Consider the following 20,007-nt stretch of genomic DNA (forward strand, 5'->3'; position numbering starts at 1 on the left):
GACTTTAACAGAATTCGGAGGCAGGTCAGAAAATATCGAGCAGGCGCTTGAGGTAATCTCTTTCCAGCATGCTGCGGGCGGGATCAGACAGCCGCCGTTGCACTTCATCGCGGATCGAACGGCTCTTGTTAAAGCTGTCCGCTTCACCGCGCATCATTGCGTCCCCGGCATTCCGGCCCTGACTGCCTTCATCATCCAGAGGGCGCCCAAGCGGATCACGCCCCTGCCCGGGCTGACCGGGACCGGCTGACTGCGTGCCTTGTCCCTGTCCGTTTTCCATCATCTGCTGCGCAAGCGCTTCCGTTCCCTGCCGCAGGCTTTCAAGTGCCTCACCCTCTGATTGCAGGGCGGACTGCCCCTGCCCCTGCTCCAGCGACCCGCGGGCATCATTCATAGATCTTTCCGCTCGGCCCAGGGCTTCCGGGATTTCGCCATTCTCTCCGATCCGTCCCATCAGCTCGCCAAGCATCTGGCGGATAGCCTCCTGTACTTCGGCAAGATCCTGAAGATTTCCGCGCTGTCCGGACTGGCCTTGTTGGCCCTGCTGCCCTTGCTGTCCCGGTTGTTGGCCATTCTGCTGTTGCTGGCCGTTCTGACCACGCTGGTTCCCCTGCTGGGGCTGTCGGCCTTGTGATTTACGGAATGTCTGATCAAGCAAATCCTGCTGCTTCTGCATCAGCTGCCCAAGCTCGTTGAGCATTTCCTGAGCTTCCTGCTGACCGGCGGACGGCGGGCGGGCCTCCGCCGCTTTTAGGTTCTCCATGATATTCTGAAGCTCGCTCAGCAATTGCCGCGCCGCGTCCCGCGCGCCGCCGCGCGCAAACTGATCAATGCGGTCCAGTAGTTTTTGTAGATCCTGCGATTCGATAAGCTGATCCTGGTTGTTGGGATCGCCTGTCGCCTGATTTTCCATCGGTTGGGCCTGTTGCGCCAGCGCCTGAAGGAAGTTTTCCATGGCGGTCCGCAATTCCTCAACGAGCCGCTTGATCTCTTCATCACTGGCATCGCTGTTGAGCGCTTCCATCAGAGCTTCCTGCGCCTTTCGAAGCGCGGCTTCCGCCATCGACAAATCGCCATTTTCAAGATGCAGTGCCGTATCCCAGAGTATCTCCACCACCTCATCAATAGACTTCTGGCTTTCACCATTCACAAGCATCGCCCGCGCCGTCGAGAGCGACAGCTGCACCGTCATATCGTTATTAAAGCTTTCGGGCAGGTCGGCGAGCGTATGCAACACCAGCGCAACATCCATTCTGCTCTCTTCCGGCTCGGTGACCAACTGCTTGCGTTGCTCAATCAGGGCCTTCGCCACCGGATGGGTAAAAATCCGCTCCGGCATCACAAAATTCAGCGCTTCGGAATATCCTCGCTGGCCAAGCTGGTCTTCCGCAAACAGCGTCAACGTCACCGGTAGCCCCGCCCAGGGATGTGAGGTCAGTTCGTGATAACTCTTGCCCACAACCCGCTTGGTGCCGCGCCCGGGGGTCGGCAGGGCAAGATTAATCTTGCCCTCTGCGGCCTCACGTGTGATCTCACCGCCAATATTCTCCACGCCATAATCATCCAGCGCCTGATACTGCAGGTTAAAGGCGGATCTCTCCGTCACTTTCAGCTCGTCAAGAAGGCTCACGGTCGGCACTTCATCCGGTATGATATTCAACTGCCACTGCGCAATGACCTCACCGTCTTTCTCGATCTTCACATCTGCCGGCTGCTCGAAGGACGTTTCAATCTGAAAATTCCGCGCATCGGTCGCAGAGAATTGTTGCCGTTCCTCCCCGATGATCAGGGCAGGCGCCTCTCCTTCACTGCCGAAGACATGTGCAATGAAAGAGCTTTGGGTCGGGACAACATATGTTTTCACTTCAGCGTCGCCACCTTCAGACTGAGACAGCAAGATCGGCGCCTGCGCCGTATAGGCAGGCGGTGTAATCCAGGCTGTGACATTGGTGGGAATGGCAGGGCTTCCAATCCGGGGGGTGACAGCCGCAGAAAGCCGCTCCACCGAGCGCGGACCGGCGACAATAAAGGCGGCGACCAGCAGAAGAATGACAATTGCCCGGAAGCCATAGTTATCCCCCGCCCCCATATCGAGGCTCGGACCTCCGACCTTCAGGCCCACCAGACTCCGCCGGAGAGTCTTCTGATAAACCCGCCACATCAGATTGGACGATGTATTGTTTATTTTCTCCGCTTCCGATGACGCCCCCAGGGATTGCAATGGACGATGACGCAATTGATTGCGCTGCTCAAGATAGCGAAGAGCGCGGGCGCGCGTCGGTCGTTCAAATCGCCTTACCGCATAATACAACGTGTAGAGAGTGGCCGCCGCAAACAGGACGAGCGCCAGAATATGAAGCCAGTTGGAGATGTAGGACCAGATATCAAGGAGTGCCAGACCAATGAACAGGCCAACGACGCAAAAGAACAGCCGGCCATGGCGCCATAGCCCTTCCAGGAGAAGGTTGGCTTTCGCCAGCAGAATACGGACTTCGTACGCTAATCCATATCCGCTGTCACTCGTATCGTCGCGACGCTGCATTCATCCTCGATTCACCCCTCGAGCCATGTCGGCAGTATATCAAGTTTCAGCAATTCTTCCAAGCTCGGACGCGCCCTGATCACTTCATATTGATCGCCCTTCACCAGAACTTCGGGCACCAAGGGCCGGGTATTGTAGGTGGAAGCCATTACCGCGCCATAGGCCCCGGCGCTCCGGAAAGCCACGAGATCCCCTCGCGCCAGGTCCGGCATATCCCGCTCCCGCGCAAAAGTGTCCCCTGTTTCGCAGACCGGTCCGACCACATCCGCAGGCGTATAGGCGCCTTTTTTCAAATCTTCGCGAATTGGATCAATATGATGATACCCGTCATACATGGCCGGACGGATGAGGTCGTTCATCGCCGCGTCCAGAATGACGAATTTCCGTTGCGTCGCCTGCTTAATGAAGATGACTTCGGAAACAAGCACCCCCGCATTCCCGACGATCAGCCGGCCAGGCTCAAAAACGATCTGACAGCCGAGGTTACCGATTGCCTCCAGCGCGACCGCCGCATAGGCGTTCGGTTCCGGAGGAATATTGGCGTCATAGGGAATACCGAGCCCGCCACCGAGATCGACACGGGAAATATCGTGCCCCTCACTGCGAAGCTGCTGGACAAGTTCCCGCACCCGGTTGAACGCGTTCTTGTAAGGTTCGAGGTCCGTCAATTGAGAGCCAATATGCACATCAACGCCTTTGATCTCGATTCCCGGCAGCGCGGCGGCTTCGGCATAGATGCGCGAGGCATCCTGCCAGGGCACGCCGAACTTGTTCTCGGCCTTGCCGGTCGAGATCTTGGCATGGGTTTTCGCATCCACGTCCGGATTGACACGAAATGTAATGGGCGCCTTCAGCCCCATGCTGCTCGCGACCTCGCTCAAAAGATGGACTTCCGGCTCCGATTCCACATTGAACTGATGAATGCCGGTTTCCAGCGCGTAGCGCATTTCCGCTGGTTTCTTGCCGACACCGGAGAAAACGATTTTTTCCGGCGGAACGCCCGCCTCAATCGCGCGGCGAAGTTCTCCTTCAGACACCACATCGGCGCCCGAGCCAAGATTGGCCAGCGTGCGGATCACCGCCTGATTGGAATTGGCCTTGAGCGCATAGCAGACGAGCGCATTCGCTCCGTCAAACGCGCCGGAGAATACTTTATAGTGCCGCTCCAATGTCGCGGTGGAATAGCAATAGAAGGGCGTGCCGACGGTCTCGGCAATGACGCGCAGAGGAACATCCTCAGCATGCAGTTCGCCATTCTTATAGGTAAAATGATCCATCTTCAGACAATCTGTAAAAAATCAGCTTTTCTTGAGCTCGGATTTCGGGGCATCCGGTGAATATTTGGGCGGACTCTTCACACCGCAGGCCGCAACGGAAAAAGCCGCCAGCAGGATGACAAGCATCGCCATAAATGAATGTTTCATTTCACATTCCTTTCCTCAGACCGGATTTTCCGCCAGCGGGCAGTCTGCTCCCGCACATTCGACGGTGCCGTGCCGCCATAACTTACCCGGCTGGCGACGGAATTCTGAACGCCAAGCACCATATATATATCATCCGTGATGCCGCTTTCCACCGATTGCATCTGCTCGATCGACAGGTCTTCAAGCCCGCATTTGTTATCTTCCGCCAGCTTTACAAGAGTGCCGGTAACATGATGCGCCTGCCGGAAGGGCATGTTCAGTTTCTGCACCAGCCAGTCCGCAAGGTCGGTTGCCGTGGTGAAACCGGCGCCGGAGGCCGCCGTCATGATCTCACCATTTACCTTGATGTCGCGGATCATCCCGCTCATCGCGGCAAGGCAGAGTTGCAGGTTATCGGCCGCATCGAAGACCGGCTCCTTATCTTCCTGCATATCCTTGCCATAGGTCATGGGCAACCCCTTCATCATCATGAGGAGCGACGTGAAGGCGCCCGCGCTCCGGCCCGCCTTGCCCCGGATCAACTCCGCCGCGTCCGGGTTTTTCTTCTGCGGCATGATGGAGGAGCCGGTCGAGAAGCTGTCGGAACATTCAACGAAGCGGAACTGCGCGCTCGACCAGATAACAATCTCCTCGGCGAGCCGGGAAAGATGCATGGAGCAGATAGAGGCAAAACTCAGGAACTCCAGCGCGAAATCCCGATCCGAGACACCGTCAAGGGAATTGGCTGTCGGCCGGTCGAACCCCAGCGCTTTTGCCGTCTGCTCCCGGTCAATGGGAAAAGAAGTGCCGGCGAGCGCCGCCGAACCCAGAGGGCTCTCGTTCAGGCGCGCCCGGGCATCTGCAAGCCGTCCGCGATCACGTACAAACATCTCGACATAGGCCAGCATGTGATGACCGAACGTCACCGGCTGCGCCGCTTGCAGATGGGTGAAGCCCGGCATGACCGTATCAGCTTGTGCTTCCGCCTGATCGAGAAGCGCATCCAGAAGGTCCGCAAGTTCTCCGTCCAGATGGTCCATTGTATCGCGCACCCAGAGCCGGAAATCGGTGGCCACCTGATCATTCCGGGATCGTGCGGTGTGAAGCCGCCCGGCGGCATCACCGATCAGTTCGCGAAGGCGCGCCTCGACATGCATATGGATGTCTTCAAGCGCCGGATCGGTCTTGAAATTGCCCGCCTCGATCTCACGAAGAATTGTCTGCAACCCTTCCTGAATTTTCTGGCCATCTTCCCTGGAAATGATATTGCAGTCCATCAACATACTGGAATGCGCCATCGAACCCATTATATCTTGGGCATAGAGCCGACGGTCAAAGTCAATGGAGGCATTGATCCGTTCCATAATTTCGGCGGGGCCTTTGGCAAATCTGCCGCCCCAAAGCTCGTTTGCGCTCATTTTCGGGCTCGCTTCGTAACAACTGGATGTATAAAAAATAATGATGACACGACCCATGAGTTTCACAGGCCTGCTGTTCTTGCTTACATTTACAGGGCTTGTGGCGGGAACATCAACAGCTTTCTCTGAAAATATAGACGCATTGCTCACCGGAGAGATGCAGAATTTCGCCCCTAACGATACATCCCAGCCGTTCAAGGATTTTACTTTTCTGAATGCCAATGGCGAACAGAAGAGTGTTTCCGACTATCAGGGCAAGGTCATATTGCTGAATTTCTGGGCGACATGGTGCGCCCCCTGCCGTAAGGAAATGCCAAGCCTCGATCGTTTGCAAGGCACACTTGGCGGCGATGATTTTGAAGTTCTTGCGATCGGACAAGACCTTCAGGGCATGGAGAAAGTAACGGATTTCTTCACCAAGCTTGGCATCCAGAATCTGGCCGCCCTGAATGACGAGACCGTCAAGTCGGGGCGAAGTTCCGGTGTTTTCGGCTTACCCGCCAGTATCCTTCTGAACAGGAACGGTGAAGAAGTCGGTCGGCTCGTCGGTCCGGCGGAATGGGATACACCGGAGGCGGTGGCTTTAATCAGGCATATTATTGCCGGATCATGAAGACGATGGCGGGCCATCTTTCCGGCGTTTGAAGAGAAAAAGCCGGAACACCCGCTCCACACCCCAGCTGATTGCCAGATAAAGCGCCGCATTTGCCAGCGTTACAATCATCAGATCGCCGCCCAGCCCGTAATCCTGCTTCTTAACGCCGATATAAAACTGAAAGGCCAATATGAGGAGGAGGCCAGCACCGGCAATCGATCCGACCAGCAGGCGTAATTTCCCGTCCGTCCAGGGCACGGCCATCAGGCACAGGAAAGTCGCCGCCTGAAACACCGCCGCCCAAAGATCAACACCGAGGTCCATCATTCGCTGTCAAGAACCGTCAATGCCACATCGACCATCGGACGAAGCAACGCTTCATTCGGATTAACCTTGCCGATAACGCGAATTCCCTGCATGACGCCCACGAAAAAGGCGGCAAGCGAGGCGGCATCCCGTTTTGACTTGAACTCGCCTTCGCTCTGTCCGCGCTCTATCAATTCCCTCAGGGCCGCTTCCATATCCTCGAAGAAAATACGAACCCTGTCGGCGCATTCATCATCCCGGGAACAAAGCTCAACCGCCGCATTCGTCATGAAACAGCCCCGGCGCTTGGGGTCCATGACCTGTTTTTGCGTGAAGACATACATAAACTGGGAGAGAATGCCGCGAGGGTTCCCCTCCTGCCGGAGAACATCCGTGCGAAGCAGCGCGCCGGTGCCATATTGATCCAGCGCCGCGAGATAGAGGCTGTGCTTATCACCAAAGGTATCATACAGGCTGCCGCGATTAATGCCCATGCAATCAACGAGGTCCTGAATAGATGTCGCCTCGTAGCCTTTCGCCCAGAAAGCCTGCATCGCCTTATTCAGCGCTTCTTCGCGATTAAAGCATTTCGTTCGTGCCATATACCGATCCGTCCGGCGGTCTGATGATTACAGTCTGAAGAATAATTATATACAGGTTTCCCCCGGAAGCAAAGCCGCCAACCCTTCCCTATATGTAGGAAATTTGAGGGAAACCCCAAGCTCCGACTTGATTTTGCTGTTTGAGACACGTTTGCTGTCCGAATAGAAGCTCCGTGCCATCGGGCTTAAATCGGCAGCGTCGAAATCAATCAGTGGCGGTGGCGCGACCCCCAGCAACTCTGCGGCATGGCTAACAACGTCCTGCGGCGGCGCGGGTTCATCATCCGCCACATTATAAATCGCCCCCGGATTGGGCTTTTTCATCGAGGCAACGAGAATTGCCGCGAGATCGGCCACATGAATACGCGAGAAGACCTGATCAGGCTTCACAATCCGCCGGGCTTTTCCGGCTTTCAGCGATACAATCTGGTTCCGGCCCGGCCCATAAATGCCCGGAAGCCGGAAAATATGCAACGGCAAGCCTCTGGTTTCATAGAGGCCGCGCCAGGCCTTTTCCGCCTGCATCCGCCGCTCCCCGCGCGTGCCAGTGGGGTTATAGGGGCTTTCCTCATCAACCCAGTCACCAGCAAGATCGCCATAAACTCCTGTCGTGGAGAGATAACCAACCCATTTCAGATTCGAAAGGCCCGCAATCTGCTCCCTCATTTCGTCATACACCGGATCGCCCAGGTCATCCGGCGGGATCGACAGAAGAACATGGCTGACGTCCTTTGCCAGGTTGGGGAAGTCAGCTATCGGCGATCCACGGCGGAACGGAAAAATCGGGAATTCACCCGTTTCTCCGTCCAAGGGAGGCGTTCGGCTTGTGCCCAGCACCTCCCATTCCGGATAGTCTGCCGCGATCTGCCGCGCCGTGAAGCCGAGGCCGAAACAAAAAAGCTGCTGTGTCATTTTAATCCTGCGTAGCGGACTGATCCGACCGGCCGAGCATAACACGTGCCGAGACCGATTGCTTGACGGAAACCAGAAGTTCCGCCCCGCCCTGCGGTGCCGGAGCAGATTCGGCCGCGGCAGATTTCATCATCATCGGACGAGCAACCGCATCCATGGTCTGCATCGGATAAATCTGCACAAAATCGACGTTTCGGACATGATAGTCTGATCCGGGCATCACCTTGTTCAGGCGCGCAACCTCATCAAGGGCCTGCTGATATATCTGCGACCTGAGATCAGCCCGCAGCGCCTCAAACTCCTCAAGGGACGGCGTGAAATCGACATCCGAAATCGTTACCTTGTAGCCGGGGCTGCTTGTCTCTTTCGCACGGTCCTGCAACCCGGCGAGTTTCGCCTCAGGGATGCGCGCCTCGGCGCTGACATACCAGCGGTTCAGGCCTGTCTGATCAAGCTGCTGACGCGATGACGTAATGCGCCAGTCCACATCTGACGCCAGTGTATTGAGCGATAAATCAATGCGGGACTTGAGCGCTGCCGCATTTTCTTCCTGCTGCACCAGCTCGATATAAACGGAAACCCGGGCCGTATCGGTTTTCACCCATCCTTCGGTCGTCAGGTTAAGCACGACCTTATCCTGTTGATTGTGATAATTGTGGGGCATTTCTGCCGCCGCGAGGGGAACAAAGCTTAAAAAAGCGATAGTAGCGATAACCAGTCTGTTCATGCTAGAACTCCCAATATAATCAATTTTATTTTTGGCACTTAGGGTCGAATCAAGACCAATTTAAGGCATTTAATGTTCAAACGCTTTTTATCCATAAATCTAGTTTTAGCGTGCTCCGCCGTACTTGTCCTGCTTGTTGGGCAGAATGCAGTGGCATCTGACGGCGTCCGCACCCAGGAAAGCGAGTATGAAACATGCCTTACCTTAACCCGACGGGAGCCCCAGAAAGCCTTTGAATCGGCCCTTGCCTGGCGCGATTCCGGCGGCGGCTTTCCTGCCCGTCACTGCGTCGCACTGGCACTTGTCGCCATGAAAAAATACGATCATGCCGCCATGACGCTGGAAAAGCTGGCCGAAGACATGCAGTCATCGGGTTCCGAACTGCTTGTCCCCGTCCTGACGCAGGCGGCCAATGTATGGCTGCTGGGTGAAAACTACGGGCGGGCGGAGGCGATGGCAACGGCCGGACTGACAATCGATCCGGAGAATATTGACCTGCTGATCGACCGGAGCCGTATTTATGCGAAAGTCGGTGAATATCAGAAAGCCTTCGATGACCTTGATGTCGCACTCAAGCTTGACCCGGCGCGCAGCGATGCATTGACGTTCCGCGCGGCGGCATGGCGCCATCTTGGCGATAATGCGAGGGCGTTGGAGGATGTGGAGCTTGCGCTGTCGCTGAACCCCGACCTGCCCGATGCCCTGATTGAACGCGGCATCCTCTATCAGGCCGCCGGCAAACCCGATCTTGCCCGCGACGACTGGCTTCGGGTGCTGGAACTGGCGACCAACACCGCCGCCGGGGATGAAGCCCGCCGCCACCTCGAAGCGCTGGATGTCAATAAGGATAAATAGAGACCGCTACCCGCCCATCGCCAACCGGCGCCGGTATTCCAGCGCTTCCGCGATATGCGAACGGAGAACGGGGTCGCTGGCCTCAAGATCAGCGAGAGTCCGCGCGACTTTCAGGACACGGTGGTAGCCACGGGCGGAAAGCTTCAGCTTGCCGATCGCATCCTGCAGCAGCGATTTCGCGGGAGCATCCAGCACGACGAACCGTTCCAACAGCTCCCCTTCCGCATCGGCATTTGTACGAACCGGCGTCGGATGGTTGATATCCTGATAGCGCTGGCGCTGTATCTCCCGCGCCTTGGCAACCCGGGCGGCAACCATTTCCGATGTTTCCGTGGGCGGCGGCAATGTCAAATCCGCCGCAGAAACCGCAGGAACATCAACATGGATATCAATGCGATCAAGCATCGGCCCGGAGATACGGGAGCGATATTCCATGGCGCATTTCGGCACACGCGCACAGGCCTGAGCCGGATCATCCAGATGACCGCAGCGGCACGGGTTCATCGCGGCGATAAGCTGCATCCGCGCCGGGTATGTCACATGCAGATTGGCGCGGGCAACCACGGCCTTGCCAACCTCGACCGGCTGACGAAGCGATTCCAGAACTTGACGGTTAAATTCCGGCAACTCGTCAAGGAAGAGAACACCGAGATGGGCAAGCGAGACTTCCCCCGGTTTCGCCCCCCGGCCGCCACCGACCATGGCCGCAACCGAGGCGGAATGATGCGGATCGCGAAAGGGACGGCGGCGCGAGAGCCGACCCTCTTTCATCTCTCCGGCAATGCTGGAAATCATGTTCACCTCCAGCGCCTCGGCGGCATCCAGCGGCGGCAGAAGCCCGGGCATTCGCGCCGCCAGCATCGACTTGCCGGAACCGGGCGGCCCCGTCATCAACAGGTTATGACCACCTGCTGCTGCAACCTCCAACGCCCGTTTTGCCGTCTCCTGACCCTTGATATCCTCCAGTTTCAAAAAAAGCTCTTCGTCGATAATCTCTCCATGTTCCGGTGGTGTCAGAACCTGGTTTCCCTTGAAGTGATTGATCAGGGTAAGCAGGCTTGACGGCGCCAGCACCTCCAGATCCCCTGCCCAAGCCGCCTCGGCGCCCGATGCCGCCGGGCAGATAATGTTTTTGTCTTCACCCACCGCAGCAACAGCAGCAGGCAGGACCCCGCTTACCGGATTGCAGCTGCCATCCAGCGACAATTCCCCCAGCACATAATATTCCGCAAGCTCATCCGCCGGCAGGATGTCCATGGCTGTCAGTATGCCAAGCGCAATCGGAAGGTCATAATGCGCGCCTTCCTTCGGCAGATCCGCAGGCGCGAGATTGATCGTAATGCGTTTGGGCGGCAAGCCGATGCCAAGGGAGGTGAGCGCCGCACGCACCCGCTCCTTACTCTCCGCGACGGATTTATCCGCAAGGCCGACGATGGTGAACGCCGGGAGCCCTGACGCCATCATCACCTGGACATCCACCTCCCGCACCTCAAGGCCCTGAAAGGCCACGGTTTTTATCTTTGCCTGCATGTCAGTTTTCGCACGTTAAAATTTCATGCGATAAAGGTTATCACGCGTTTAAAGAATATTCATGGTTAAAATTCAGGCAGAAAAACGATCAGCGACGGGCGCTGTTACTCACCTTTTCCTCAAGGCAGTCCCAGATCGCCGCCTCGAGTTTGACGTCGTCGAAACGGTTTATCTCCTGAAGACCGGTCGGGGATGTAACATTGATTTCGGTGAGATAATTCCCGATCACGTCAATCCCCACAAAAATGAGTCCCTGCTCCTTCAGGGCAGGTCCGATGGCGCGGCAGATTTCCTCTTCCCGCGTGGTGAGAGCGGATTTCACGGCCTGGCCGCCGACATGCATGTTGGAGCGAACCTCTCCCTTCTGCGGGACACGATTAATGGCGCCGACCGGTTCCCCGTCCACAAGGATGATCCGCTTGTCGCCTTCGCGCACCTCGGGAAGGTATTTCTGCACGATCATCGGCTCACGGTAAAACTCGGTAAACATCTCGCAGAGGGCCGTCAGGTTTTCATCCTCCGGCTTGATATGAAAGACGCCCGCGCCGCCATTGCCATAGAGGGGTTTGACAATTATGTCTTTGAATTCGGCCCGGAATTCCTTGATTTCTTGCAAGCTGGAAGAAATCAGCGTTGGCGGCATGATGCCGTCAAAATGCGTAACAAACAGCTTTTCCGGCGCATTGCGGACACTGACCGGATCATTGACGACCAGTGTTTGCGGATGAATATGCTCCAACAAGTGGGTGGCCGTAATATAGGACATGTCGAACGGCGGATCCTGCCGCATCAACACCACATCCATGGTCGCGAGATCAACCCGCTCAACAGAGCCCGCTGTAAAATGATTTCCCGGCTCACGGCGCAGGGTGATCGGGCGGACATTGGCCACGATCCGCCCTTGCGAGAAAGACATGTCCTGCGGTCCATAATGAAACAGGCCATGGCCGCGCGCCTGTGCCTCAAGCCCGAGAACGAAACTGCTGTCCCCTTTTATATCAATGCTTTCAATGGGGTCCATCTGTATGGCTACGGCAAGACTCATTTTCCCGACCTTCTTGTTAAATTAATGCGCCGCTTTTTAGTGATAGCAGGAAGGTATCCCGCCCGCGCCCATTCATCAAGCCGAGTTGAGTTCCGATTTCATTTTTACGTAGCTGACTATGTGACGAACGCCGGAGATTTCCTTGGCATGATTTTTGACACGCTGCAGCTCCGCCTCGTTCTGGGCAATTCCCATCAGATAGACCGTCCCGTTCACGGTTTCGACGGAATAGTTAATGTTGAGGATTTCCGCGTCACGCAAAAGCAGCAGCTTCAATTTGGTCGTAATCAAGCTGTCAGAAGCGAAATTCGAGAGTGACTCGCTGCCGGCAACCGTTACATCATTATGAACTTCCTTTACGCCTTTCACGCCCCACGCAAGTTTTGTGAGCATCAGCCGGTCTTCCGGCGTCGGCACCTCTCCGGTTATCAACACCGTCCCGTCAATGACGGTTGTCGAGGTCGAGGTAAAAATCGGTTCGCTTTTCTGGAAGATGGCATTGGAAATCTGTACCTTGATGGTGGCGTCATCAACCACGGTGCCGACGGAACGTTCCTCCGCGACCGCGACACCGCCAATGGCCGCCCCGCCCAGAATGACGGTCGGTGTACAGCCGCTCAGGAGAACGAGGGCAGAGAGAGTGAGAAGAGCAGAAGCAACAAATTTCATTCGGGTACGCCTTTAACTATGATTACACGACTACTATAAAACCAAATGCGTTTGGTTGAAAGGCCCAGTTCAGGCCAATTCCCATGCCCCCTCTATGTGACGGGGCCAGCGCCAGAAGGAAGTGACAAGCAACACATCGAAGCGGACAGAATAATCACGGAACTTGGGCTTTTCCATGACGAACGCTTCAAGGGCGCGGGCAATGCGCCGCTTCTGTCGGCTGCTGAGCGCTTCAGCGGCATCATTGATTCGCGGCCGTGATTTTACCTCGATTGCGACTAACAGCGTCCCGCGCCGCGCGATAATGTCAATTTCACCGACAGGTTTGCGATAGCCTGTCGCGACAATGTGATAGCCCTTGAGACGCAGCACGTTTGCCGCCAGGATTTCCGCTGCCCGCCCGCGGAAATAGGCATGTTGCCGTTTGCGTTGTAGTGCTGCCTTTGAGCTATGTGCCAAAATGTCGCCCCATGAACGGATTATGATGTCGCACTTAACAATTTACTTGCCCGCCTGCCAGGCGTTACCTAGTCTTTTAGCTCAGAAACTCCAGAATAGAACCAACGGAGCGGAAATTTGTTTTCCCGAAACACCACGATGGCGTCATCTCTCAAACTGAATTGGAAATCCCTGGCGCATGTCATTCTTGTAGGCCTGCTTGCCCTCATCGTAACCGCCTGCCAACCCGCAAGGACACTGGATACCGGGCAGGAGGATAGCACAAAGACCCCTCCGGCCCAAGAAGTAGAAGACCTGCTGCCGCCTGAACAGACACCCTCAACGGAGGATTTGGCGGGCACGCCAACAGTTGATCCGCTAACGCAGCTGATTGAACCGGCACCGCCGGTAACCGGCCTTCGGGCGCCGGAGCTGACGGGCACGGAGCCAATCAAGATTGCCATCTTGCTCCCCCTTTCCGGATCGACGGCCGCGATCGGCAATGATCTGTTACGCGCCGCCAATATTGCGCTCTTTGATCTCGCCAATACGGAATTGCAACTGCTGCCGTTCGATACCAAGGGAACGCCGCGCGGCGCGGAAAGTGCCGCGGCCGAAGCGCTGGTCGCAGGCGCGCAATTGATTCTGGGTCCGTTGTTCTCCTCTTCCGTTGGTCCTGTCCGCGCCCTTGCAGAGCAGCGCGGCGTCAATGTTATTACCTTTTCAACGGATACCACTGTTGCCGGGAACGGCGTTTATGTGATGGGCCTGACGGTCGGGCAGCAGATAAAACGGGCCATGGAGTTTGCCTATCGTCAGGGGCTTTTCAACTTCGCTGTGCTTGCGCCGGATTCCGCCTATGGGGATGCCGTCGTCAGGAATGTGGATGAAACCACTGCTGACCTTGGCCTCTCCCTCGACCGGACGGTCCGCTACCCGGTCAATGTCACCTCCGGCTCACAGGAACTGCATGAAATCGCAAAAATACTGGGCGACTACGAACTCCGGCAACGGCAGCTTGCAAAAGAGATCGCCCTATATCAGAACCGGGAAGACGAGGAGTCGAAAGCGCTTGTCAAACGATTGGAGAAACTGGATACATTCGGCGAAGTGTCCTTTGACGCCCTTATCATCCCGGAGGGTGGTGCACGGCTGAAAGAGCTGGCCTCTCTGGTATCCTACTACGATATCGACCCCGAGGTGGTGCAGTTCATCGGCACCGGCCTTTGGGAGGATCCATCCCTGTCCGCGGAACCCGCGCTTGTAGGCGGCTGGTTTTCTGCCCCCTCTCCTGCCAGTGCCGCCGCATTCCGGGAGAGATTCAGCAGCCTCTATGGCTATCAGCCGTCCCGGATAGCCAGCCTGGCATATGACGGAATGGCGCTGGCAGGCATCATGGCGACAGATCCGGAAGATATCCGTTTCACGCGGGAGGCAATCGAGAACCCGAGCGGCTACACAGGATATGACGGAATCTTCCGCTTTCCTGAGAATGGCGTCGCGGAAAGAGGCCTTGCCGTTCTCGAGGTCGGGCCGAAAGGTCAGCGCGTTCTGGAGCCCGCCCCGACCAGTTTTACTCCGGTCTTAAACTAGGATTTCCGGAAGCAGGCTGTTGAGAACGAGGCGACCCTTCGTCGTCGCCCGAAGCCGCTGTGCATCCTCCGTCATCAGCCCGGCTTCGATGAGCTGATCCAACCGGTCACGCCTGATGAAACGGGTCATCGGCGCTCCGATGACGGCTTCGAAATTCTCATGCCAAACCCCTTCTTCAAGACGCAGGCCCATCAAGAGCATCTCCTCCGCCCGCTCCTCTTGGGAGGGGAGTGGTGCAACGATATCTGTGCCGTGACTGTCCGTTTCAACCGCTGCAAGCCAGCTTTCCGGCCGTTTCTTCTGTTGATAGGCCGTGCGCACGCCCGCCTCGACAATGCGGCCATGGGCGCCCGGACCAATCCCCAGATATTCCCCATAGCGCCAATAGGTCAGGTTATGGCGGCATTCAAACCCCGGACGGGCGTGATTGGAAATTTCATAGGCGGGCCAGCCCGCTTCCACACAGACGGACTGGGTTATTTCGAAGAGGGTCTCCGCCTCATCTTCCGGTGGAACCTGAAATTCCCCGCGGCGCACCGCCCCGGCAAAGCCCGTGTTCGGCTCTATTGTCAGTTGGTACAGGGAGAAGTGATCCCCCGCCAGGGACAGCGCCTCAGCAAGGTCCGACCGCCAAGCTGCCGGTGTCTGCCCCGGCAGGGCATAGATAAGATCGAACGAAATATTCGAGAAATGAGTACGGGCAAGCTCAATGGCGTTCAAAGCCTCGCTCACTGAATGCTCCCGCCCGAGGAATTTAAGCGCCTCATCGCGCATCGACTGCACCCCGAGGGATAATCGCGTCACCCCCGCCTGCCGATAGGCCGCGAAGGAGGCCGCCTCTACCGAGGTGGGATTCGCTTCCAATGTTATCTCGATATCATCCGCAAACTCAAAATATCGCTTGGCACCGTCTATAAGCGCCGCCACGGTTTCCGGCTCCATCAGGGACGGCGTGCCGCCGCCGAAGAAAATGCTCGTCAGTCTTTTTGGCGAAACCCGCGCTGAAAACCAGCCGAGCTCTGTCAGTAATGCCGCCGTCCAGCGGCTCTGGTCCACGGCTTCGCGTACATGGCTGTTGAAATCGCAATAGGGGCATTTTTTGCGGCAGAACGGCCAGTGATAATAGAGACCAAAGCCGGGATCAGGCGCCCTATTCTTGTCGGAAACAGGCATCGATCAATTGCCGGAATGCATCCGCGCGATGGCTCATGGCATGTTTTGCCCCGGGTTCCATCTCCGCGAATGTGGTGTCATAGCCATCCGGAAGGAACATCGGATCATAGCCGAACCCTTTATCGCCGCGCGGCGGCCAAATCGCCGTCCCGGTCACCCGGCCTTCGAAGCTTTCCACATGCCCGTCCGGCCAGGCAAGGGTGAGAGCGCAGATGAACTCGGCCGCTCGCGCCTTTGGCGTTACGGCGTCCGCCTTTTGAAGCTCGTCCTCGACTTTGCGCATCGCAAGGGAAAAATCCTTCTCCGGCCCCGCCCAGCGCGCGGAATAAATACCAGGCGCACCACCTAACGCCTCCAGTGCAAAACCGGAGTCATCGCTCAACGCCACCATATTGGCGCCTCGCGCCGAGGCAAGCGCCTTTATCTCGGCATTAGCGATGAAACTGTCGCCATCTTCCACGGGTTCGGGAAGACCGAGACTGCCCGCCGAAACCGGTTCAACATCAAAAGGGGCAAGTAAATCGCCAATTTCCCGCAATTTACCAGGGTTATGGCTGGCAACAACGAGCTTGCCGCCCGCGAATTTCCGATGTTCGCTCAAAGGCCAAGTGCCTCACGCTGGAACGTGCAAAGCTCCTTCACCCCTTTCTTCGCCAAAGCGAAAAGGGCCGCAAACTCGGCTTCGCTGAAAGGGTTTTCCTCTGCTGTGCCCTGTATCTCGATAATCTGGCCCTCGGATGTGAGAACAAAATTCGCATCGGCCTGCGCATTGCTGTCTTCAGGGTAATCCAGATCAAGCACCGGAGCGCCCTTGTAAATACCGCAGGAAACCGCAGCCACCTGCCCTTTCATCGGCACTTCAAGGATCTTGCCCTGCTCAACCAATGTTTCGAATGCCTGATGAAGCGCGACATAGGCCCCGGTAATGGAGGCCGTGCGGGTGCCGCCGTCCGCCTGGATCACGTCGCAATCGACCGTAATCTGGCGCTCTCCAAACCCTTCCATATTCACCAGTGCCCGGAGCGACCGCCCGATAAGCCGCTGGATTTCAACGGTCCGTCCCTGCTGCTTGCCGCGCGCCGCTTCACGCCCCATCCGCGATCCGGTGGAGCGCGGCAGCATGCCATATTCCGCCGTCACCCAGCCTTTACCGCTATTGCGGAGGAACGGCGGCACTCTCTCCTCAATACTGGCGGTGCATAACACATGGGTATCCCCGCATTTAATGAAGCAGGACCCTTCTGCATTCTTCGCATAACCGGGTTCCATGATGATATTGCGGAGTTGGTCGTTGGCTCGGCCGGAGGGGCGCATAAATCTTCCTTTATGTGGGATACAAGTTTGGCGCCTGTTGTACCTGCTGCACCAGATTGACGCAAGCCTCCCGCGTCACTACATTCATGCAGGAAACTCGGATAATCTGGTTCGTGATGAAAGTAAAATGACAATTCAGGAACTTAACGAGCGAAGCCGTACCGTCTTCCGGCATATAGTGGAAACCTATATGCAGACCGGGGAGCCTGTCGGCTCGCGCACTCTGTCTCGAATACCGGATCTGGATCTCTCCGCCGCGTCCATCCGCAATGTAATGGCGGACCTTGTGGATGGCGGGCTTTTATACTCTCCCCATACGTCCGCCGGCAGGCTCCCGACGCAGCAAGGGCTGCGGCTTTTTGTCGACGGTATCCTTGAACTTGGTAATCTGACGGAAAGTGAACGCGCGGATATCAAGGCCAGATGCGCCGTGGACGGTCGTAATTTCGAGGAGGTGCTCACAGAAGCCTCTTCCATGCTCTCTGGTCTGTCGAATTGTGCATCGCTTGTGATTGCGCCTAAAAGCGACAGCTCCGTCAAACAGATCGAATTTGTCCGCCTCGGCGTGGATCGCGCATTGGTCATCATTGTCACGGCGGACGGAATGGTGGAAAACCGCGCAATCGAACTACCGCCGGGCCTGACCGACTCGGCCCTTCGAGAGGCGGCGAACTACCTGACCACGCGGTTGACCGGACGCACGCTACAGGCCACAAAAAGCGAAATCCAGAAAGAACTGGACAGTCATCAGGCGCAACTCGACGAATTGACCCAGGATTTGATCGCCCATGACATCGCGAGCTGGGGCGGGCGGGAAACATTGATTGTCCGGGGCCATGCCAACCTGCTTCAGAATGTGCAAGCCCTTGAAGATCTTGAGAAAATAAAGAACCTGTTCGATACACTTGAAGTCAAGAAAGAGCGCATCAAGTTGCTGGAACTGGCCGAAAGCGGGCGCGGCGTGAAAATATTTATTGGCTCCGAGAACAATCTTTTCTCGCTTTCAGGGACATCAATGATTATTTCTCCCTATCAGAACAGTCAGGATCAGGTGGTCGGCGCCATTGGTGTGATCGGTCCGACGAGATTAAACTACGCCCGTATTGTCCCGATGGTGGACTATACGGCAAAAGTGATTGGTAAATTGCTGGATTATTAGGATACAGACGGAATGAACGAGTCAAAGCAGCAGCCCCAGAATGAACAGGAGGGCGGCAACAAGATGTCAAATGAGGCGGAAACTGAAGTAAAGGCAACGGAAACCGGGCAACAGGCGGCGCCCGAAGCCGAAACTTCCGAGGAATCGGGACAGGACGATGTCGTTGCCGCGAAGGATGCCGAAATCGCGGAGCTCAAGGACAAGCTTCTCAGAGCAATGGCAGACGTTGAAAATATGCGCCGTCGGGCTGAACGGGAAAAACAGGATGCACACAGCTATGCGGTGACAAAATTTGCCCGTGACATTCTCGGCGTGGCCGACAATATGCGGCGCGCAATAGAGAGCATTCCGGAGACGTCGCGCGAAAATCAGGATGTCAAAAATATCCTGCCCGGCATTGAAATGACGGAATCCGAGCTGTTGAATACCTTGGAGAAGCACCAGATCCGCAAGATCGACCCGAAGGGCGAAAAATTCGACCCGAACCTTCACCAGGCAATGTTCGAAATCGAAGATCCGTCAGTGGAGCCCGGAACCATTCTGCAGGTAACACAGGCTGGCTTTGTCATCGCCGACCGGCTCTTGCGCCCGGCGATGGTGGGCGTTGCAAAAGGCGGACAAAAGCGCAGCGAAGCCCGAGTCGACGAGAAGGTCTAAACAATAGACCGAAGGCTAGAGTGCCGCGGGGCGCCGCCGCCCCCGATAGCCATCAATACTGAAGATAATCAGGCCCAGCCAGATCAATCCAAATGCGATGAGCCGCGGCTGATCAAACGGTTCATTATAAATATAGACGGCCATTAAGGCATGCAGTGTCGGCGAAATATATTGCATAACACCGATTGTTGTGAAGGTGAGATAGCGGGCAGCGATTGCGAAAAGGATCAGTGGTGTGGCCGTCACGATCCCGGTTCCGATGAGCAAAAGGAAACTTAAAAAATCATAATAGAAGCCGGTGCTTACGGGCGCCGCCGTTCCAGCCTCCGCCGTGAAGGTCAGATACAGCAGGAAAGCCAGGGCAACGGGAAACAGCAACGTAGTCTCAACGACAAGACCAACGGAGCTATCTACCGCGACTTTCTTCCGTAACAGGGCGTAAAAGCCAAAGGAGAAGGCGAGAACAAGGGAAACCCAGGGTAAATATCCCAACTGCAATGTCATGATCGCGACACCGGCAATCGCCAGCAGGATCGAGACGGTTTGCCATCTGTTCAGTCTCTCGCCCAGAAAAATCATGCCGAGCAGGATGTTGACCAGCGGATTGATATAGTATCCGAGACTTCCCTCCAGTATCCGGTCGTTGCTGATGGCCCAAATGAACGTCAACCAGTTGCATCCGATCAGCAGTGTCGTCGCCAGGAAAACGGCAAGTATCCGGCGGTTCCGGTATATCTCGAGCAGCAGACCGAATTTACGAGTCGCTACCACCAGCGCGAGAACAAAAAATGTCGACCAAATAATGCGATGAGAGATGATCTCAAGAGGAGAAACGTGAGAGAGCCACTTGAAATACATGGGGGACCAGCCCCAGATGACGAATGCTCCGAACGCGCTTAAGAGTCCGCGGGTTTCTTCCGGTGAAAACAGAGCGGGCGCGGGAATCTTGCCGCGAGTTGGGGGCACAGCAGTCACTCGGTTTTCCTGTATTCAATTATTATGTTTATTGCTTATTGTCGTATCAGAGGGGCTCTTTAAGGTAAAGTAGGTAAAATTCATGGCTGTTATA

Annotated in this window: 20 protein-coding genes and 1 pseudogene; 5 read left to right on the forward strand and 16 right to left on the reverse strand. The window is 56.3% G+C overall.

From position 1 onward, the window contains the following. Positions 1-25: 25 nt before the first annotated feature. From AAC599_RS00585 to argH, 4 genes are read right to left on the reverse strand one after another with little or no spacing between them, the layout of a single operon-like run. Positions 26-2,542 carry a TIGR02302 family protein gene (locus tag AAC599_RS00585; protein ID WP_340148460.1) on the reverse strand — a complete coding sequence of 839 codons (2,517 nt, stop codon included), beginning with the start codon at positions 2,540-2,542 and terminating at the stop codon, positions 26-28. 11 nt (positions 2,543-2,553) lie between these two features. Continuing rightward, positions 2,554-3,819: a diaminopimelate decarboxylase gene (gene lysA, locus AAC599_RS00590; protein WP_340148461.1), complete on the reverse strand. Its 1,266-nt coding sequence runs from the start codon at positions 3,817-3,819 to the stop codon at positions 2,554-2,556. 21 nt (positions 3,820-3,840) lie between these two features. Beyond that, on the reverse strand, positions 3,841-3,966 hold the full coding sequence (locus AAC599_RS00595; RefSeq protein ID WP_340148462.1) for a lipoprotein: 126 nt from the start codon (positions 3,964-3,966) through the stop codon (positions 3,841-3,843). Beyond that, positions 3,963-5,363, reverse strand: coding sequence for an argininosuccinate lyase (gene argH / locus AAC599_RS00600; RefSeq protein ID WP_340148463.1), 1,401 nt, complete (start codon positions 5,361-5,363; stop codon positions 3,963-3,965). Before argH ends, AAC599_RS00595 begins: the two co-directional genes overlap by 4 nt. A 40-nt stretch (positions 5,364-5,403) precedes the next feature. Here argH and AAC599_RS00605 point away from each other — a divergent pair, with 40 nt between their 5' ends. Further along, positions 5,404-5,976 carry a TlpA disulfide reductase family protein gene (locus AAC599_RS00605; protein WP_340148464.1) on the forward strand — a complete coding sequence of 191 codons (573 nt, stop codon included), beginning with the start codon at positions 5,404-5,406 and terminating at the stop codon, positions 5,974-5,976. Here the strand turns inward: AAC599_RS00605 and AAC599_RS00610 are convergent. Genes AAC599_RS00610 through AAC599_RS00625 form a run of 4 tightly spaced genes read right to left on the reverse strand, consistent with a single transcriptional unit; the run spans position 5,971 to position 8,505 of the window. Further along, on the reverse strand, positions 5,971-6,285 hold the full coding sequence (locus AAC599_RS00610; RefSeq protein WP_340148465.1) for a hypothetical protein: 315 nt from the start codon (positions 6,283-6,285) through the stop codon (positions 5,971-5,973). The two genes, AAC599_RS00605 and AAC599_RS00610, sit on opposite strands and share 6 nt — an antisense overlap. Then, complete coding sequence (locus AAC599_RS00615; RefSeq protein WP_340148466.1) at positions 6,282-6,866, reverse strand: TetR/AcrR family transcriptional regulator; 585 nt, start codon at positions 6,864-6,866, stop codon at positions 6,282-6,284. Before AAC599_RS00615 ends, AAC599_RS00610 begins: the two co-directional genes overlap by 4 nt. Positions 6,867-6,911: 45 nt before the next feature. Beyond that, complete coding sequence (locus tag AAC599_RS00620) at positions 6,912-7,778, reverse strand: SDR family oxidoreductase (RefSeq protein WP_340148467.1); 867 nt, start codon at positions 7,776-7,778, stop codon at positions 6,912-6,914. 1 nt (position 7,779) lies between these two features. After that, positions 7,780-8,505: an SIMPL domain-containing protein gene (locus tag AAC599_RS00625; protein WP_340148468.1), complete on the reverse strand. Its 726-nt coding sequence runs from the start codon at positions 8,503-8,505 to the stop codon at positions 7,780-7,782. A gap of 150 nt (positions 8,506-8,655) precedes the next feature. Here AAC599_RS00625 and AAC599_RS00630 point away from each other — a divergent pair, with 150 nt between their 5' ends. Continuing rightward, complete coding sequence (locus AAC599_RS00630) at positions 8,656-9,360, forward strand: hypothetical protein (protein WP_340148469.1); 705 nt, start codon at positions 8,656-8,658, stop codon at positions 9,358-9,360. 6 nt (positions 9,361-9,366) lie between these two features. On the opposite strand, the gene AAC599_RS00635 is transcribed toward AAC599_RS00630, so the two are convergent. The 4 genes from AAC599_RS00635 to AAC599_RS00650 form a co-directional block, all read right to left on the reverse strand. Beyond that, entirely contained in the window at positions 9,367-10,890 is a 1,524-nt protein-coding gene (locus AAC599_RS00635) for a YifB family Mg chelatase-like AAA ATPase (protein ID WP_340148470.1), read from the reverse strand. An 88-nt stretch (positions 10,891-10,978) separates the two neighbouring features. Then, entirely contained in the window at positions 10,979-11,935 is a 957-nt protein-coding gene (gene gshB, locus AAC599_RS00640) for a glutathione synthase (protein ID WP_340148471.1), read from the reverse strand. A 75-nt stretch (positions 11,936-12,010) separates the two neighbouring features. After that, entirely contained in the window at positions 12,011-12,604 is a 594-nt protein-coding gene (locus AAC599_RS00645; RefSeq protein WP_340148472.1) for a BON domain-containing protein, read from the reverse strand. 69 nt (positions 12,605-12,673) lie between these two features. After that, a complete protein-coding gene (locus AAC599_RS00650; RefSeq protein WP_340148473.1) occupies positions 12,674-13,063 on the reverse strand; it encodes a YraN family protein in 390 nt (129 codons plus the stop codon). 138 nt (positions 13,064-13,201) lie between these two features. Between AAC599_RS00650 and AAC599_RS00655 the strand changes: the two genes are divergently transcribed. Beyond that, complete coding sequence (locus AAC599_RS00655) at positions 13,202-14,635, forward strand: penicillin-binding protein activator (protein ID WP_340148474.1); 1,434 nt, start codon at positions 13,202-13,204, stop codon at positions 14,633-14,635. On the opposite strand, the gene hemW is transcribed toward AAC599_RS00655, so the two are convergent. The 3 genes and pseudogenes from hemW to rph all read right to left on the reverse strand — a co-directional run bounded on the left by hemW (position 14,627) and on the right by rph (position 17,122). Continuing rightward, complete coding sequence (hemW, locus tag AAC599_RS00660; protein WP_340148475.1) at positions 14,627-15,808, reverse strand: radical SAM family heme chaperone HemW; 1,182 nt, start codon at positions 15,806-15,808, stop codon at positions 14,627-14,629. The genes AAC599_RS00655 and hemW overlap by 9 nt on opposite strands. After that, positions 15,786-16,328: pseudogene (locus AAC599_RS00665) on the reverse strand (non-canonical purine NTP pyrophosphatase); the annotation flags it as partial. The pseudogene AAC599_RS00665 and the gene hemW, both read right to left, overlap by 23 nt. 77 nt (positions 16,329-16,405) lie before the next feature. Further along, positions 16,406-17,122, reverse strand: a complete 717-nt coding sequence (gene rph, locus AAC599_RS00670) for a ribonuclease PH (protein WP_340148476.1) — start codon at positions 17,120-17,122, stop codon at positions 16,406-16,408. A 127-nt stretch (positions 17,123-17,249) separates the two neighbouring features. Here rph and hrcA point away from each other — a divergent pair, with 127 nt between their 5' ends. Together hrcA and grpE are read left to right on the forward strand one after the other, a co-directional pair. Next, positions 17,250-18,281, forward strand: a complete 1,032-nt coding sequence (hrcA, locus tag AAC599_RS00675) for a heat-inducible transcriptional repressor HrcA (protein WP_340148477.1) — start codon at positions 17,250-17,252, stop codon at positions 18,279-18,281. A gap of 12 nt (positions 18,282-18,293) precedes the next feature. Then, positions 18,294-18,938, forward strand: a complete 645-nt coding sequence (grpE, locus tag AAC599_RS00680; protein WP_340148478.1) for a nucleotide exchange factor GrpE — start codon at positions 18,294-18,296, stop codon at positions 18,936-18,938. A 15-nt stretch (positions 18,939-18,953) separates the two neighbouring features. Here the strand turns inward: grpE and rarD are convergent, their stop codons facing one another. Then, positions 18,954-19,913: an EamA family transporter RarD gene (gene rarD / locus AAC599_RS00685; RefSeq protein ID WP_340148479.1), complete on the reverse strand. Its 960-nt coding sequence runs from the start codon at positions 19,911-19,913 to the stop codon at positions 18,954-18,956. Positions 19,914-20,007: the final 94 nt, after the last annotated feature.

The sequence above is a fragment of the uncultured Sneathiella sp. genome (genome assembly GCF_963976355.1).
Taxonomy (GTDB): Bacteria; Pseudomonadota; Alphaproteobacteria; order Sneathiellales; family Sneathiellaceae; genus Sneathiella.